The 15,010-nt window shown below is 60.8% G+C and carries 16 protein-coding genes; 7 read left to right on the forward strand and 9 right to left on the reverse strand.

What is annotated here, in order from left to right; genetic code table 11:
* The first annotated feature begins 44 nt into the window (after nt 1-44).
* On the forward strand, nt 45-608 hold the full coding sequence (locus NKH95_RS15440; RefSeq protein WP_352891947.1) for a TetR/AcrR family transcriptional regulator: 564 nt from the start codon (nt 45-47) through the stop codon (nt 606-608).
* Between the two features lie 110 nt (nt 609-718).
* Here NKH95_RS15440 and NKH95_RS15445 read toward each other — a convergent pair whose 3' ends face one another.
* The 6 genes from NKH95_RS15445 to NKH95_RS15470 form a co-directional block, all read right to left on the reverse strand.
* Nucleotides 719-2,350: an ABC transporter ATP-binding protein gene (locus tag NKH95_RS15445; protein WP_352773593.1), complete on the reverse strand. Its 1,632-nt coding sequence runs from the start codon at nt 2,348-2,350 to the stop codon at nt 719-721.
* Nucleotides 2,340-3,224 (reverse strand): ABC transporter permease, encoded by an 885-nt coding sequence (locus NKH95_RS15450; RefSeq protein ID WP_128306093.1) that lies wholly within the window; start codon nt 3,222-3,224, stop codon nt 2,340-2,342. The genes NKH95_RS15445 and NKH95_RS15450 overlap by 11 nt, the downstream gene beginning before the upstream one ends.
* Entirely contained in the window at nt 3,221-4,267 is a 1,047-nt protein-coding gene (locus NKH95_RS15455; RefSeq protein WP_128306095.1) for an ABC transporter permease, read from the reverse strand. The genes NKH95_RS15450 and NKH95_RS15455 overlap by 4 nt, the downstream gene beginning before the upstream one ends.
* 88 nt (nt 4,268-4,355) lie before the next feature.
* Entirely contained in the window at nt 4,356-5,963 is a 1,608-nt protein-coding gene (locus NKH95_RS15460) for an ABC transporter substrate-binding protein (protein WP_352891948.1), read from the reverse strand.
* 121 nt (nt 5,964-6,084) lie between these two features.
* Nucleotides 6,085-6,438 (reverse strand): Rieske (2Fe-2S) protein, encoded by a 354-nt coding sequence (locus tag NKH95_RS15465; protein ID WP_023809364.1) that lies wholly within the window; start codon nt 6,436-6,438, stop codon nt 6,085-6,087.
* Between the two features lie 11 nt (nt 6,439-6,449).
* Nucleotides 6,450-7,532 carry an amidohydrolase family protein gene (locus NKH95_RS15470; RefSeq protein ID WP_023809365.1) on the reverse strand — a complete coding sequence of 361 codons (1,083 nt, stop codon included), beginning with the start codon at nt 7,530-7,532 and terminating at the stop codon, nt 6,450-6,452.
* 134 nt (nt 7,533-7,666) lie between these two features.
* On the opposite strand from NKH95_RS15470, the gene NKH95_RS15475 reads away from it, so the two are divergent.
* Both NKH95_RS15475 and NKH95_RS15480 read left to right on the forward strand, forming a co-directional pair.
* Entirely contained in the window at nt 7,667-8,524 is an 858-nt protein-coding gene (locus NKH95_RS15475; RefSeq protein ID WP_023809366.1) for a LysR family transcriptional regulator, read from the forward strand.
* Between the two features lie 211 nt (nt 8,525-8,735).
* Nucleotides 8,736-9,692: an FAD-binding oxidoreductase gene (locus NKH95_RS15480; protein WP_352891949.1), complete on the forward strand. Its 957-nt coding sequence runs from the start codon at nt 8,736-8,738 to the stop codon at nt 9,690-9,692.
* A 107-nt stretch (nt 9,693-9,799) separates the two neighbouring features.
* On the opposite strand, the gene NKH95_RS15485 is transcribed toward NKH95_RS15480, so the two are convergent.
* Together NKH95_RS15485 and NKH95_RS15490 are read right to left on the reverse strand one after the other, a co-directional pair.
* Complete coding sequence (locus tag NKH95_RS15485; RefSeq protein WP_023809368.1) at nt 9,800-9,997, reverse strand: hypothetical protein; 198 nt, start codon at nt 9,995-9,997, stop codon at nt 9,800-9,802.
* Between the two features lie 120 nt (nt 9,998-10,117).
* Entirely contained in the window at nt 10,118-10,351 is a 234-nt protein-coding gene (locus NKH95_RS15490) for a hypothetical protein (RefSeq protein WP_352891951.1), read from the reverse strand.
* Nucleotides 10,352-10,756: 405 nt separating this feature from the next.
* Here NKH95_RS15490 and NKH95_RS15495 point away from each other — a divergent pair, with 405 nt between their 5' ends.
* From NKH95_RS15495 to NKH95_RS15510, 4 genes are read left to right on the forward strand one after another with little or no spacing between them, the layout of a single operon-like run.
* Nucleotides 10,757-11,761: a sugar ABC transporter substrate-binding protein gene (locus tag NKH95_RS15495; RefSeq protein ID WP_352551472.1), complete on the forward strand. Its 1,005-nt coding sequence runs from the start codon at nt 10,757-10,759 to the stop codon at nt 11,759-11,761.
* Nucleotides 11,758-12,759, forward strand: a complete 1,002-nt coding sequence (locus tag NKH95_RS15500; protein WP_023809371.1) for an ABC transporter permease — start codon at nt 11,758-11,760, stop codon at nt 12,757-12,759. The genes NKH95_RS15495 and NKH95_RS15500 overlap by 4 nt, the downstream gene beginning before the upstream one ends.
* Complete coding sequence (locus NKH95_RS15505) at nt 12,756-13,520, forward strand: ATP-binding cassette domain-containing protein (RefSeq protein WP_352891953.1); 765 nt, start codon at nt 12,756-12,758, stop codon at nt 13,518-13,520. Before NKH95_RS15500 ends, NKH95_RS15505 begins: the two co-directional genes overlap by 4 nt.
* Before the next feature lie 39 nt (nt 13,521-13,559).
* A complete protein-coding gene (locus NKH95_RS15510; protein ID WP_352441781.1) occupies nt 13,560-14,645 on the forward strand; it encodes a Gfo/Idh/MocA family protein in 1,086 nt (361 codons plus the stop codon).
* Between the two features lie 15 nt (nt 14,646-14,660).
* On the opposite strand, the gene NKH95_RS15515 is transcribed toward NKH95_RS15510, so the two are convergent.
* A complete protein-coding gene (locus NKH95_RS15515; protein WP_023809374.1) occupies nt 14,661-14,936 on the reverse strand; it encodes a hypothetical protein in 276 nt (91 codons plus the stop codon).
* Nucleotides 14,937-15,010 lie beyond the last annotated feature (74 nt).

A 15,010-nucleotide genomic window follows, 5' to 3' on the forward strand; every position in this document is an offset into this window, starting at 1 on the left:
ATCAGATTACGCTCATAATGCAATAGCAGAAAGGAATAGCAGCCATGCGCTACGAAAAGGGCCGGAAGGACACCTCGCGCGGACGGATCATGGAGGTCGCAGCGGAACGCTTTCGCGGCGACGGCATAGCTGCGTCCGGACTGGCGACCATCATGAGCGACGCCGGGCTGACGAACGGCGCCTTCTATCCACACTTTCAATCCAAGGCGCAGCTTGTCCGCGAAAGCGTGGCGGCGGCGATGGAGCTTCAGGCGCAGCAACTGGCGGAAGCATTGGCTTCGGGCGTGGAGATGGCCATCGACACGTATCTGTCGGCCGAGCACCGGGACAATCCCGGAAAGGGCTGCGCGTCAGCTGCGCTGCTGCCGGAGCTCGCCCGTCAGCCGCCTGAAACGCGTGAAGCCTATACAGACCACCTGCTGGCCTTGGTGCGCCACTTGGCGCAAGCGCTACCGCAGGCCAAGGATCCGGAGGGCGTGGCGCTGGCTGTCTTCGCAACGCTCCTCGGCACGCTGCAAATGGCCCGCGCCGTGGGCGGAACGGAATTGTCCGATCGCATCCTCGCGGTGGGGAAAGACGCGGCAAAGACGCTGATCGAGCAGCGTTAGCGCTCCAGGAAAGATCGTAACGGCGTTGCCGGCCATATGGCTGACATCGGGTGATCGCGAAGGAAGCTGATCGTGAGGAATATGCCGGGCGTTGACGGATAGCCGATCCGTCAGATCTTCCGGCTGGCCAGCAGCCTTGTCAGCCAGTCCGGATTCATTTCCGGAACAGAGGACAATAGCCGTTCGGTATAGGCCGCGTGCGGTGGCGTGAGAACTTCGCTCTTCAATCCTTGCTCGACGACTTTGCCGCGGTGCATGACGACGATTTCGTCGGCTATCGCGCGCACGGTAGCAATGTCATGGGTAATGAAGATGTAGCTCATTCCGAGTTCACGTTGGAGACGTATGAGAAGCTTGAGAATTTCCTCTTGGACGATCTGGTCGAGCGCGGACGTGATCTCGTCGCAGATGATAAGCTCCGGATCGGCAGCCAACGCGCGGGCAATGCAGACGCGCTGTTTTTGGCCACCCGACAGCTCGCCAGGCAGGCGTTCCAGAAAATCTTCGCTCATCTCGACCATGTGCATAAGTTCGCCGATCCGGCGATCCCTCCGCGCGCCCCGAAGGCCGAGGTAGAATTCGAGCGGCCGCGCTATGACCTCTTCGACCGTTTGGCGCGGATTCAGGGCGTTGTCGGGCATTTGATAAATCATCTGTATGCGGCGCAGGACCTCCTTCGGCCGCGTCTTCAGGCCCGTGGAAAGAAGCTGGCCGGCAAAAGAAATCGAACCTGAAATTGGCGGCAAAAGGCCGGTGACGACTCGAGCGAGCGTCGATTTCCCCGAACCGGATTCGCCAACCACAGCCACGGTTCTTCCGCGCGGAACCTTGATGGAGACATCCTGGAGCACCTTGACCTTTCCTGCATAGGCCGCGGTAACGTTGTCTATCGTCAGCAGATTGTCATCGGCTGGAACTTCGGGCTTGGCGAGCTTGCGTACGGCCCAGAGCGTTTTTGTATATTCCTGGCTGGGCGAGGCCAGCATCTGGCGTGTATCAGCCTCCTCCACGGTACGTCCGTGGCGCAGAACCATGATACGATCCGCCATTTGCGCCACCACCGCTAGGTCATGCGTCACGTAGATTGCAGCGGTGCTGAATTCCTCCACGATGTTGCGAATGGAAGCTAGAACTTCAACCTGCGTGGTCACGTCGAGCGCCGTTGTTGGCTCGTCGAATATTATGAGGTCCGGACGACAAGCCATTGCCATCGCTGTCATTGCCCGTTGCAACTGCCCGCCGGAGACCTGATGAGGATAGCGAAAGCCTATGGTCTCCGGTTCTGGGAGTTGAAGGCGTCGATAAAGATCGACGGCGCTCCGGTTCGCCTCTTCCCGGCCGGCAATTCCATGCGCCACCGCGGTTTCGACGGTTTGTTCCAAGAGCCGATGTGCCGGATTGAAAGAGGCAGCCGCGCTTTGCGCGACATAGGCAATGCGGGAGCCCCTGAGGCGACGGCGCCCTTTTTCATTGACTGCCAGAAGATCAATCCCGTCGAACAGGACCGAGCCTTGCGTGATCCGGCAGCCCGGCTTGGCATAACCCATTGCGGCAAGGCCAATGGTGGACTTGCCGGCGCCTGACTCTCCGATCAGCCCAAGAACCTGGCCCCGCTTCAGCGTCAGATCGACCCCGTGGACAATGGGATGCCACCGCTCATCCGAAAACCCCTCCACATGCAGATTGCGGATTTGAAGCAGATCCTTTCCTTTTTCGCGTGGGCCTGGGCCGCTACTTTTCATCCCGCAACCCGCTTGTTGCTTGCAGGAACCAGTCCACCACGAAATTCACGGACACGGTAAGGAGAGCAATCGCGCCGGCCGGAAGTAGCGGCGTGACATCGCCATAGGTGATCAGGGTCGCGTTCTCGCGCACCATTGATCCCCAATCGGCCGTCGGCGGCTGAATACCGACGCCGAGAAACGACAGCGCCGCAACTGTCAGGAACACGAAGCAGAATCGCAAGCCGAACTCGGCGACCAGTGGCGGCATGACATTGGGAAGGATTTCCTTGGCGATGATCCATTTCGGTCCCTCGCCGCGTAATCGTGCCACCTCGACATATTCCATCACCGCCACGTTAAGCCCGACGGCGCGAGAAAGCCGAAAGACCCGGGTGGAATCCAGAAGCGCAATGATGACAATCAGGCTGGTGATCGACGAGCCGAAGATCGTCAGCAGCACCAGCGCGAAGATCAGACTCGGGATCGACATCAGCACGTCCACCGCACGCGACAAGATCTGGTCGAGCCACCCCCTGTACAATGCGGCAAGAAGGCCGAGCGAGACGCCGACCGCGAAGGACAGCAACGTGGTCGCGACCGCGATAGCGATGGTGTTGCGCGCACCGTAGATCAAGCGGGTAAGCATGTCGCGGCCGAGCTGATCGGTTCCCAGTTTGAACTCCTGGCTCCACGGCGCGAAGGCTTCGCTGAAAACCTGCGTCTCGCCATATGGGGCTATCCAGTGCGCGAAGACCGCAACAAAAACGTAGCCGAGGATCACGACGATGCCGAACCATGCGCTGAACGGTGCCTTCTTCAGCGCAGTTTTCGCCCGGGTCGCACGCGAGCGCCTCAGCCTCCGAACCGCCGCGACAGATTCGGATCTGGTCATCGCGGGTGCAAGAGCCTGGGATTGGTGGCGATGGAAATAACGTCGGCTAGCAAGTTGAGAAGGATGTAAGTCGCGGCGAAAATCAGGGCGCAGGCCTGGACAACCGGAACATCCCTGGATTTCACCGCGTCAACCATCAGCTGGCCGATGCCGGGGTAGACGAACACGACCTCGACCACGACCACTCCGACGATGAGATACGCCAGGTTGAATGCTACCACAGTGACGATCGGAGCCCAGGCATTGGGCAGGGCATGCCTCAGCACGATCACCATCGGGGACATTCCCTTGAGGCGCGCCATATCGATGTAGGGGCTTGCCAGCATGTTGATGATGGCCGCTCGGGTCATGCGCATCATGTGGGCCACGATTACGAGCGTAAGGGTGATTGCCGGCAGGGCCACTTTCCAGAGATGCTCCCAAAATGGCGTCTGATCGTTCACATTCGACAATGTCGGAAATTTGGGAACCGCATTGAGCGCCCAGTTCAGCGAGACAGTGAGCCAATGAGGCAGCGTTTGAGCGAAATCGGATCCGATGAACGTGTCGCGCGAGATCACCAGGTAGGCGAGCATATAGGCGACGAAAAATTCCGGGAATGAAATGGTTGTCAGTGTCGCGACATTCACCAGCCGGTCGAACCAACCGTTGCGGTACAGCGCAGCCAGAATGCCAAGCCCCAAGGCCAGAGGAACAGCTATCAGCGCAGTCACCGCTGCAAGGAACATCGTGTTGTAGAGGCGTGGTGCGATGATCTCGGCCACGGTACGCCGATATCCGGTGCGGCTCGCAAACGAAGAGCCGAAATCGCCATGGAGCATCTGGGCGACCCAAACGAAGTAGCGCTCGACAGGCGGACGATCGATGCCGATTTCCCGCTGGAACGCGGCGACCGTTTCGGGCGTCGCCGATTGCCCTAGCGTGGCCTTGGCGAAGTCGCCTGGAAGCATCGCGATCGCAGAGAAGATGATGATGGACACGATGAACAAAGTGACCAGGCCGAGGCCAAGGCGCTGCAGGACCGTTCTTGCGACGGGGTTCATGTGCGTGGCGTTTCCCTTTGGGCGGCAGCCCTGCACTCGGAGTAAGCCGGCCGGAGCCTCAAAACCATCGCGGCTCCGGCCCGCCATCTCATGCCGTGGCGATCCACCAGCGTTCGGCCATTTTCAGTCCATCGTTCTCCCAGTTGGGCGCCACATCACCGTGTGCGAGCTTTTTGGATTGCGCGCTTACGAAATTGTTGAAGACCAGCACGATGCTGCCGCCGTCATCGTGGGTTAACTGCTGCATCTCGGCATACATCGCCGCTCGCTTGGCCTCGTCCGTCTCGGCGCGCGCCTGGACAAGCAATTCGTTGAAGTGGGGATTTTTCCAGAAAGACTCATTCCAACTGGAGTCGGCGGCGAAGGCTTGCGTGAACATCCAGTCGGCCGTGGCCCGACCGCTCCAATAGGAAGCGCACCAGGGTTTCTTCAGCCAGACATTGTCCCAATAAGCGTCCTCGGCCTCACGCACGACATTGACGTCGATGCCGCATTGGGCTGCCGTTTCGCGAATGAGCGAAGCCGCGTCCACCGCGCCCGCAAAAGCGGCATCGGCGACCGAGAGATCCACTTTCAGGTTCTCCATTCCGGCCTTTTTCAGGTAGTGCTTGGCTTTTTCCGGATCGAAGCTGTGTCGCGGTTCTGGATCCTTGGCGAATTTGATGGCCGGCGCGATCGGGTTGTCGTTGGCCACAGTGGCGTGGCCAAGAAAGATCTTGTCGACGATTTCTTGTCGATTGATCGCCCATTTCAATGCCATTCGCACGTCCGGATTATCAAACGGCGCCATCGTGACATTCATCGGCAAGGTATAGTGCCCGTACCCAGTGACTTCGACGATTTCCACCTTGGGATTGCGTTTCAACATGCCGAGGGTCTTCAGGTCGGCGCGGCCGATATAGTCCACCTCCCCCGTGGACAGCGCCGCCATGCGGGCGGCAAGATCCGTGATGGCGATGAACTCCACCTCGTCGAGGTAGGGCTTGCCATTCTTGAAGTAGTTTGGATTGCGCTTGAGTTTGGCCGAAACACCGGGCTGGAAATTCTCGAGGACGAAAGCACCGGTGCGAACGCCTGAAGCCCAATCCGCCTTGCCGTCCTTGGCCGGCATGATGACCAGATGGTAGTCACTCATGATGTAAGGGAAATCGGCGTTGCCGTCCTTGAGCGTGAAGACCACCGTTTCCGGGCCGTCCGCCTTGACGTCGGCGACGGAGTCCAACAGCGATTTCGCCGCCGATTTGGTGTCCTTGCCCATGTGATATTGCAAGGAGGTCACGACGTCATCCGCCGTCACGGTCTTGCCGTTATGAAAGGTTGCGCCTTTGCGCAGCTTGAAGGCCCAGGTTTTGGCCCCATCCGAAGTTTCAAAGCTCTCGGCGAGGTCCGGTTGGACATTGCCTTTGGCGTCGACCTCGGTGAGGCTGTTGGACAGCGAGCCCGAAAATGCGGTTTGTGTGAACGTGTCGGGGTAGCCGGCCGGATCGATCGAATCCGTCGTCGCGCCATGAGCCATGCCGAGCTTGGCGAAGCCGCCCTGCATCGGTTCGGCCCGCGCCGTGCTCACGAACAGCCGGTCGGCGGCGGCAACGGTCAGGCCCGCGGCCAGCCCAAGATGAATGAAGTCGCGGCGGGAAACCTTGCCGCCTCCGATCAGGCTTTGCGCGATACCAAGCTTGTATTCAGATTCTGACATTTGACTCTCCCATTGCGGAGTTCTCCGCGTTATTTCTCGTCAAGCACCGGCGAACAAATCTGCTTATTGGCTCCCGCCACCTTTCCTTCGAATTTTTCCAATCCCAATCGGCTTGCGCCAATCAGGCCGTCACGTAGATGCCGCCGGCTTCGACGGTGACTGGAAATGTGCGCGCGCGAACGGAGGGATCGACCAAGGCCGCGCCTGACTTGATGTCGAACTCCCAGCCGTGCCAGGCGCATCGAACGATCTCGTTTTCGCGATGATAGATGAATTGCGCCTGTTCAACGGGCGCGGTTGTGCCGCATTGCGGCCCCTCGCAAAGCGGAGCGCCGCGGTGCGGACAGACATTGAGCAGCGCGTGGAATGAATCTCCGATGCGGAAAATCCCGACCGAAAGGCTGCGGATCTTGGCGATGAACGGAGACCCTGTTTCGATCTCGTCGACGCGGCAGATATAGGTCTTCTCGGGCATCGTATGCTTCCTCAGGCGGCATTCGCGGCTTGCGCGCGGGGGATGCGTTTGTAGACTTCCAGCGCGTTCAGTCCCATGATCTTGCTCTTCCAGGCAGGAGGGATTTGCAGCGTGTTGGCATCGTCGTAATCCCAGTGCGGATAGTCCGATGCAAACATCAGCGTGTTTTCGCCGTCCATCGCTTCGAGCGTGGACCAGAGATGTTGGATGTTTGCAGGCTGCTCCAGCGGCTGCGTGGAAAAGCGGATGTTGCGCCGGCAATATTCAGACGGCAGCATCTTCAGCCATGGCGTCTCCTTGCGCAGCGCTTTGTAGTCGGCGTCCAAGCGCCAAAGGACCGACGGAACCCAGGCGACGCCGCACTCGATGATCACGAAGTAGAGGTCCGGCCATTTCTCGAAGACGCCATGGGCGATCATGCTTGCCACGTGCGACATCGCCGACATGTGCAGAATGGCATGCGTTTCCCAGAAGAATGTCGTCGGGGCAGGAGCAATGGCAGTTGAATTCACGCCCCCATGCCCGCCCAGATGAATGGCGAATGGCAACCCCACTTCCGCGCAGGCTTCGTAGATCGGGTGGTAAAACGGGTCGCCATACGGCTTGACGGACCCCTGGGAGGCGAGAACCTGGACCATGCGCGGATGACTGCCAAGACGGCGTATCTCGGCGGCAGCGAGCTTCGGATCCTGTGGCGCGATGATGATCGAGCCCATGAAACGATCGTCTTTCGGCAACCACTGATCGATCTGATAATCGTTGTAGGCGCTGACCAGAGCGCTGGCATAGTAAGGGTTAGCCAGGGTCGACGCCTCGATAGGCTCATCGCCGGTCAGGATCGCCACGTCGACTTTGTATTTGTCGAGGTGCTTCTCTTTCATGATGAGATAGTTGTCGGCTTCCGTTTTCGGACGGATGTCCTTGCGGGAAAAGTCCTGCGGGTGGAACCAGGGCCGATGACCATGCGGAAAGGCGCCAACGGGACCTGTTTTCTCGCCCTCGATGAACATGTCTTTCCACAAGCCGGAGAGATAGGGCTCCAACACGGTGGCGCTTGACCAGTAATTATGACAGTCGCAGTCGACTATGAACACTTCTTCCGCTCCGTATCCGTGTCTCGTCCCGGCGGCGCTGCCGGCCGCTGATCTGCTGCAGCTTCCGCCTTGAGTATTGTTTGATCAAGCTTATGATACGTGGAATATGATCGAGTTTTTCGATTGGATATTTCATGCAACTTGATCACATCGAGACCTTTCTCGACATTATCGAATCGAGAAACTTCAATCGCACCGCGGATCGGCTAGGGTTGACCCAGTCGACGATCAGCACCCGCATTAAGAACCTCGAGAGCGCAATCGGGTCCGAACTGTTCCAGCGCGGACGCGCCGGGGCGGAGCCGACCGCCGCAGGGCGCCGGTTCGAAGCTTATGCAAGATCCTTGCTGTCCACATGGTCGCAGGCTCGCCACGATGTCCGGGCGTTCAATCGTTTCGAAGGCACCTTGCGCGTCGCCGCGCAGGTCGGGATGACCCGCTCGGTTTTGCCGGGTTGGGTGGAGACGCTGTGTCAGGCTCTTCCCAAATCGTCGATCCATGTCGAGTCGGATTATTCAAACCAGATGGTCAGCGACCTAAGCATGGGAAATCTCGACATCGCAGTGCTTTACGCTCCGCGATACCTACCCGAAATCTCCTATGAGCATTTGATGGTTGAGGAATATGTGATGGTTTCCACGGTGGCCAGAACCCTCTCCGAGGTCGATCCCGAAACCTACATTCGTCCGGGCTATACGGTCCTGCTGGAGAAGGCCCATGCCGAATTGCTCGGCGAGTTGGCGATCTGTCGCCTTTCCATGGGATCGGAAACCTTGGCGGAGATGATGCTACGGCGCACGGGCGGCACCTGCTATATGAGAAGTGACGATGCGCGCAGGTTCGCCCTCGAACGCCCATCGTTCATCGTCGAAGGCGCTCCGACGCTGCATCAGCCGGTACACACGGCCATCCTGGCGCGCCGCAAACACGAACCGATCATCCGCAAGGGAATCCGCGCCCTTCACGTTGCCGTGATGTCACTGGATATGTAATCGAAATACTCGATCATAACTCGGCAGGGATGCTTCTGTTGCGGGGGGCCTGGAACTGACATCTTGGCTCGACTTCAAACCGAGATGAATGATGAACGCACACGTTTCCTTTGGGGCCCCCGACCTCCTCCCGATGAGGCGCCATCGGCAATGGGCACAAACCACATCGCAGCTTGTACTCTGCCGTCGTGTCATCGAGGAAACGCCCGATGTGAAAACCTTCGTTTTCACATCCCCGACGGATCGGATGTTCTGCTTCAGCGCGGGCCAGTATGTGCTCGTGCACCTCAAGATCGAGGGTGCCGCGGTGACGCGCTCCTACTCTGTTTCGTCACCACCGACGCGACCGCTCGACCTGCAGATCACGGTGAAGCGAACACCGGGCGGCCTGGTTTCGAATTGGCTCCACGACAATTTGGGGGCGGGCGACGAGATCGAGATCGAAGGGCCGCTCGGCTCATTCAGTCTCGATGACCTGCCCTATGAAAAGCCGCTCTTCCTTTCGGGCGGCAGCGGGATAACGCCGGTGATGTCCATGCTGCGTGCGCTTACCGACCGCGCGGCCGACCAGGATATCTCATTCGTTCATAGTGCCAGAACGCCTGGTGACATAATCTTTCGACGGGAATTGGACGCACTTGCCTCTCGCTTTCCCAACGTAAAAGTAACGTGCGTTTGTAGCCAGGAAGATCCCACCTGGAGGGGGCCGACTGGCAGAATAGACAGTCAGATGCTGCTGACCCTCGTTCCCGATCTCCACAACCGCACTATCTTTGCCTGTGGCCCTGAAGCGTACATGAAAGCCGCACGTGCCTGCCTGGATGCGATTGGCGTGGCTCCGTCGCGGTACCACCAGGAGAGCTTCGGCGGCGTCAGCAGCCCTCAGTTGGAACCGGCCTCGACAATACCATCTTCGGTCCGTTTCGTCCGCTCCGGGATCGTGCATAACTGCTTGCCCGGAGAGACGCTGCTGGAGGCGGCACGCCAATGTGGCGTCTACGTCCCAACCGCCTGCCAGCAGGGAGTTTGCGGCACTTGCCGCATCGCCAAGTTGTCCGGCGAAGTCGCCATGGAGGATCTCGGCGGTCTGGCCCCTGAAGAGAAGTCGGCCGGCTATGTCCTGGCATGTTGCAGCCGCCCGCAAGGAACGGTTTTGCTCGATCTTTAACCCCGGGTGCTTGGTTCAGCATTGAAGCCGGCGCAGTAGTGTTGAACTGCCGGTGAAGGCGTTGCCGGCGTAGCGGACTGATGCCCATCGACCCCAGCCGATATTGCTCAGAAGTCGAGAGCGACCATCATGCCGCGGACTTCGGCCATTTCCAGCAGCAGGTCTTGCAGTCTTTCGTCCAGCGCGGCACCGGTCAGCGCCAGAAGCTCGGTGATGCTCTCTCTCATCGATATGACGGCAGCGCCTGTCTTCTCGGCGAGCAGCCGACCGATGGCAGCTCGGATCAGGTCGTCCTGATCAGACATCGCTTCACCTCCCGACGCACTGCAACCTCCCCTTGCTTTCCATGCCTCACCGCCGCTTTCGACAACAGGGCGTGATTTCCCATACGGTATGATTTTCGATGCGACATCAGGCACCTTTGCTCATGCCAGCAGACCGTCTCGATGGGCCCGCCAGTCGTTCAACACCGACAATGAGGGCAGCAGCGAAAAAGGGCCGGGCTGGACCGTTTCAACCGCTGCAAGCAGCGCCAGCGGCACTTCGTGCCGATAAAGCCCAATGCACACGCCCCCCTCGACCGCTGCCGGCAATTCCGTGATTGTGTCGAAAATCGAAAACGTACCCGTTGGCTCTTCCACGATTTCGAAACGCCCCACCCGAAACCTCCCTCTGCACAAAAGTAGCGACCAACGCGGACATCCCCCAACTGGTTCCCTGAGGCCGGCACTTTTTTCGCGCCTTGGTTGTAGCGCATGCCAGCAGGACAGTCATGCCCCAAGGGCGCACAGTCAAAATCGCTACGCACATTTTAAATCTTGACGCGTGTCAATTTTTTATAAAACATGCGCAAACGCCGGCATGGCATCGACCGGCGCTCTGGGAGGAGCAATGCCTGACGTCGAAAGTGCCCGAACCTGGGCTGCAGTCCGCACATCCCAAGCGGGCAGCATTCTGTTGCGAGACCATCGCGCGGGGCGCCGGGCTCGCGCCCCGTCGGACATTGCAGTCGCCGGCCAGCGACATTGATGCAGCCCATAAAACAATCAGGAGGAGGAAAAACCATGCGTATGTTCAATTGCCTGAAGCTTGGCACGAACCTGCTTGGCGCAGGCATGCTTGCAGCCATCATCGCAGCGCCCGCCCATGCCGAGGATGCGGCGAAAGTCGCGGCCATCGTCAAAGGCCTCGACAATCCGTTCTTCCAGACCATGCAGAAGGGCATCGAGGAGCAGGCCAAGGCAAACGGCGTGAATGTCAGCGTCCAGGCCGCCGCCAACATGGGTGACGCCACCGGCCAGGCCGACCGCCTGACCGCCATGGCCATGCAGGATTTCGATTGCTACCTGGTCAACCCGATCAGCGTCTCCAATCTCGTCCAGGCGCTGGTGCCGGTCGCCCAGAAGAAGAAGCCGATCGTCAACATCGACTCGACCATCGACCCCGAGCAGGCCAAGGCCGCCGGCTTTGCCGTCTCGACCTATATCGGCACCGACAATGTCGCCGCCGGCGCGCTGGCCGGCGAAGAGATGCTGAAGCTGGTGCCGAAGGGCTCCAAGGTCGCGCTGGTCGCCGGCATCGTCGGCGATGTCGGCTCCAACGCCCGCATCAAGGGCTTCAAGCAGGCGGTGGAAGGTAAACTCGACATCGTGGTGATGGTCAGCGCCGACTGGGATCGCGAAAAGGCGCTGACCGCCGCAACCGATATCCTCGCTGCCCATCCGGACCTCGCCGGCTTCTTCGCCGCCAACGACATCATGGCACTCGGCGTCGAGCGCGCCGTGCGGACCTCGGGCAAGGACGTCAAGGTGATCGGCCTCGACGGCATCGTCGACGCGCTGAAGTCGATCGCATCAGGCGAACTCACCGCCACCGTCGCCCAATATCCCTATGTCGTCGGCGCCATGGGCCTCGAGGCCTGTGCAGTGGCCGCCAAGGGCAAGGAACTGCCGGCCAACGTGCCAGCACCGGTGCTGTTGATCAACAAGGACAATGCCGAAGCCTCGCTGAAGAATTTTCCGCGTCCGGGCGGCGACTATCCCGATCCCTTCCGCGAGATGCTGAAGTGAGCACACCTGCAGACAACGCGCCCGCCGCCCATTCGGCGGGTGCGGAGGAGAGCCGTCCCTCCCTGGCGGCTCTCCTCCTCGATCCCTCCTTCTGGGCCGACTGGGCATCCGTCGTCGGCCTGGTCGGCCTCGTCATCGTCTTCGGCATCGCCCAGCCGGTCTTTCTCAGCGTCGCCAATCTGCAGGCGCTGTTGCTGGCGGCTGCGATCCTGGTCGTGCTGTCGATCGGCCAGACCTTCGTCATCGCCACCTCGGGCATCGACCTGTCGCTGGCGGCCGCCGTCATGCTCGGCGCCATCATCCTCGGCCTCGTCAATGCCGCCGACTACGGCATCTTCATCGCCTGCATGCTCGCGGTTCTCGCCACCAGCGCCGTCGGCTTCCTCAACGGGCTGATCATTACGGCAGGCAAGATCCCCGACTTCGTGGTGACGCTCGGCACGCTGTCGGGCATCACCGGGCTTGGGCTCATCCTGTCGGGCGGCGAACCGACCATGGTCGGCTCGACCTTCCTGCTCAGGCTCGCCTCGGGCTCGTTCGGACCGTTCGGCTATCCGGTCTGGGTAGCGATCGCAGCCGTCATCGTCGCCCATATCGCGCTCTACCACACGCGCTTCGGCGTACATCTGCTGGCGACCGGCGGCCAGGCTGAAAGTGCCGGCGCGCTGGGCATCCGCACCAACCGGGTCAAGATCGCCGCCTATACGATTTCCGGTCTCTGCGCCGGCATCGCGGCCATTCTCCTGGTCGCCCGCATCGGCTCGGCCGAACCGCAGATCAACACCAGCCTGCTCTTGAATTCGGTGGCGGCGGTGGTGCTGGGCGGCGTCAGCCTGTTCGGCGGCCGCGCCAGCATTCTGGGACCGGCGATCGGCGCGCTGATGCTCACAGCACTCGTCAACGGCCTGACCTTGCTCAACGTCTCGGCTTTCTACCAACCGCTTGCCGTGGGGGCCATCGTGGTGCTGGCGGCGCTGATCATGCGGTATCAGAAATGAGCGCTCCCCATCATATCCCCGCCACTGAGGCGATCATCGCCTGCGAAGGGCTGAGCAAGCATTTCGGCGGCATCCGCGCCTTCACCGACGTCGCCTTCCAGGCCCGTCGCGGCGAGGTCACCGCCGTCATCGGCGACAATGGCGCCGGCAAGTCGACGCTGATCCGCAGCCTGGTCGGCGTGCATCAGCCGGACACCGGCAATTTGTTCTTCGACGGACGGGCGCGGCCCTTCGCCAATCCCGACGAGGCACGCAAGGCCGGCATTGAGACCGTGCACCAGAACCTGGCGCTGATCGACGAACTGACGGTCGCGCAGAACCTGTTCCTCAACCGCGAGATCGTGCGCCGCATCGGCCCGTTCGCCTTCCTCGACCGCAAGGCGATGAAGCGCGAGGCCCGCTCAATGCTGTCGCGGCTGTCGATCAACGTGCCGTCGATCAACCAGCGCGTGCGACGCCTGTCGGGCGGCCAGCGGCAGGCGATCTCGATCTGCCGCGCTGTCGGCTCCGGCGCCAAGCTGGTGGTGATGGACGAACCGACGGCGGCGCTCGGCGTGCAGGAGACGGCCAATGTCGAGGCGCTGATCCGGCGCCTGCGCGAGCAATCCGTCAGCGTCATCCTGGTCAGCCACAATTTCGATCAGGTCCGCCGCCTGTCCGACCAGATCTGGGTGATGCGGGCGGGAAAGATGGCGGCGACCGTACGCGCTTCCGAAACGTCCGGAAACGAGCTCGTCGCGCTGGTAACCGGCGCGGCATAGTCCTGCAGCATCAGACTTGAAATCAAAGGGAGTTCGCCTGTGGCACCAATTCGTGTCGGACTGATAGGTCTTGGAGAGGTCGCGCAGTCGATCCATCTGCCTGTGCTGGGCGATCAGCGCGACCGCTGGGTGATCGCGGGCGTGTACGACGTGTCGCCCAGCCTGGTGTCACTCGTCACCTCCGAATTTGCGACGGCAAAGGCCTTCGACACGGCCGAGGCGCTGATTAATTCGCCCGACATCGACGCTGTGTTCGTGCTGTCATCCGACGATACCCACAGCCGCTTCGTGCGGGCGGCGATTGCTGCCAACAAACATATCCTGCTGGAAAAGCCCGCTTGCCTCACGGTGCGCGAAATCGACGATCTGCTGGCGCTGATGCCGGGCTACGACAAGACCCTGTTCGTCGGCTATATGCGCCGCTATGCGCCCGCCTATCTGGCCGCCAGGGACGAGCTGCCCGCCTTCGCCGACATCACCCATGTCCGCATCTTCGACCTGATCTCGGAGGGCCGGCATTTCCTCAAGAAGAGCCAGAACGTCCTTTACCCCCAGGACATCGACCCTGCCCTGCTGGCGCGTGGCGCAAGCGAACGCGACGCGCTGATCCGCGAAGTGGTGGGCGCCGACGCGCCGGCCGATCTGGTGCGCGCCTATCGCGGGCTGACGGCACTTTCCTCGCACCACATTTCGGCGATGCGTGGGCTGATCGGCGAGCCGACGCGCGTGCTGGCCGCGCACCGCACCAATGGCGGCGCCAACACATCAGTCACCTTCGACTACGGCCATTTCGCCTGTCTCTACGACGCGGTGGTCGACGATCTCGGTCTGTTCGACGCCATGATCGAGGTGCGCTCGAACAACAGGCGGGTGCGCATCATCTACGACACGCCCTACATCCGCAGCCTGCCGACGCGGCTGGAGGTCACCGATGCCGGCCCGTTCGGCCCGGTGACGAAAACCCTCGGGCCTCTCTACGGCGATGCTTTCTCGAAAGAACTCGAGACTTTCCACCGCCACATCACCGAAGGCACAAAGCCGCTGACCGACCTCGCCGATTCCCGCCGCGACCTGGCGCTGATGGCCGAGATCATCGAGCGGATGAAGGAGAGTGGCGGGCGCTGAGGCGCTGCCTGCCGCCTACTTCCCACAGTGATGATCGTTGATCTTGTTCAACGCATTCGCGTCGGGTCCGACGCGATGATAGGAGCACGCGCCGGCTGCTGTCGTGACCAACTGCTGATCGTAGTAGCGCGGGCCGCCGAACAGGATGTCGATGAGATCGCCTTCGGCGGGAACGTAGCGTTCGGAGTGGACCCGGCGGTCGTGATACCGGTCGCCAGCGAAGGCCGGGGCGCAAACGCTTGAGCCCATGGCGACAGCGAGAGCTAGGATCGCAACGCATTTCGTGGTCATCGCCAATACCCTCCTGGCCATTTCCGGAATCACACCATACATCCAAAACCGCCAGCCGGACAAAAGTTCCGGAG

The organism is Mesorhizobium sp. M0848, from assembly GCF_040319805.1.
Classification (GTDB): Bacteria; Pseudomonadota; Alphaproteobacteria; order Rhizobiales; family Rhizobiaceae; genus Mesorhizobium.

Coding starts and splice junctions, on each gene's coding strand:
- NKH95_RS15450 (WP_128306093.1), bottom strand. CDS start 3,224: ATGACCAGATCCGAATCTGTCGCGGCGGTTCGGAGGCTGAGGCGCTCG.
- NKH95_RS15475 (WP_023809366.1), top strand. CDS start 7,667: ATGCAACTTGATCACATCGAGACCTTTCTCGACATTATCGAATCGAGA.
- NKH95_RS15455 (WP_128306095.1), bottom strand. CDS start 4,267: ATGAACCCCGTCGCAAGAACGGTCCTGCAGCGCCTTGGCCTCGGCCTG.
- NKH95_RS15440 (WP_352891947.1), top strand. CDS start 45: ATGCGCTACGAAAAGGGCCGGAAGGACACCTCGCGCGGACGGATCATG.
- NKH95_RS15515 (WP_023809374.1), bottom strand. CDS start 14,936: ATGACCACGAAATGCGTTGCGATCCTAGCTCTCGCTGTCGCCATGGGC.
- NKH95_RS15465 (WP_023809364.1), bottom strand. CDS start 6,438: ATGCCCGAGAAGACCTATATCTGCCGCGTCGACGAGATCGAAACAGGG.
- NKH95_RS15505 (WP_352891953.1), top strand. CDS start 12,756: ATGAGCGCTCCCCATCATATCCCCGCCACTGAGGCGATCATCGCCTGC.
- NKH95_RS15460 (WP_352891948.1), bottom strand. CDS start 5,963: ATGTCAGAATCTGAATACAAGCTTGGTATCGCGCAAAGCCTGATCGGA.
- NKH95_RS15495 (WP_352551472.1), top strand. CDS start 10,757: ATGCGTATGTTCAATTGCCTGAAGCTTGGCACGAACCTGCTTGGCGCA.
- NKH95_RS15485 (WP_023809368.1), bottom strand. CDS start 9,997: ATGTCTGATCAGGACGACCTGATCCGAGCTGCCATCGGTCGGCTGCTC.
- NKH95_RS15445 (WP_352773593.1), bottom strand. CDS start 2,350: ATGAAAAGTAGCGGCCCAGGCCCACGCGAAAAAGGAAAGGATCTGCTT.